This is a genomic window from Streptomyces sp. NRRL S-646, from assembly GCF_000720765.1.
In the GTDB taxonomy this organism is placed as follows: Bacteria; Actinomycetota; Actinomycetes; order Streptomycetales; family Streptomycetaceae; genus Streptomyces.
Genome location: NZ_JODC01000144.1, coordinates 1 through 241 on the forward strand (window position 1 = coordinate 1; position 241 = coordinate 241).

Annotated in this window: 1 protein-coding gene; it reads right to left on the reverse strand. The window is 73.9% G+C overall.

Translation table 11 applies throughout. From position 1 onward, the window contains the following. A partial coding sequence (locus tag IH68_RS51540) for a hypothetical protein (RefSeq protein WP_037886832.1) occupies nucleotides 1–241 on the reverse strand: 241 nt, incomplete at both ends.

Genomic DNA, 241 nt, shown 5'->3' on the forward strand with positions numbered 1-241 from the left:
GATGACGCGGGTGCCCCAGAAGGGCGGGGTGGGGAGGGGGTTGTCGGTGGCGACGTCGGAGCGGACGTGGCCCTCCTGCGGGCGCTCCTCCACCTCGACCGTCGCCGCCCTGACCCGGCGCTGCTTCAGCTCGGGCAGCTTGGCGCCGGGCACGCCGCGCTTGACGCCGATCAGGGCGTCCATCAGGCGCAGGCCCTCGAACGCGTCGCGGGCGTAGCGGACTTCGCCCTCGTAGATCTCG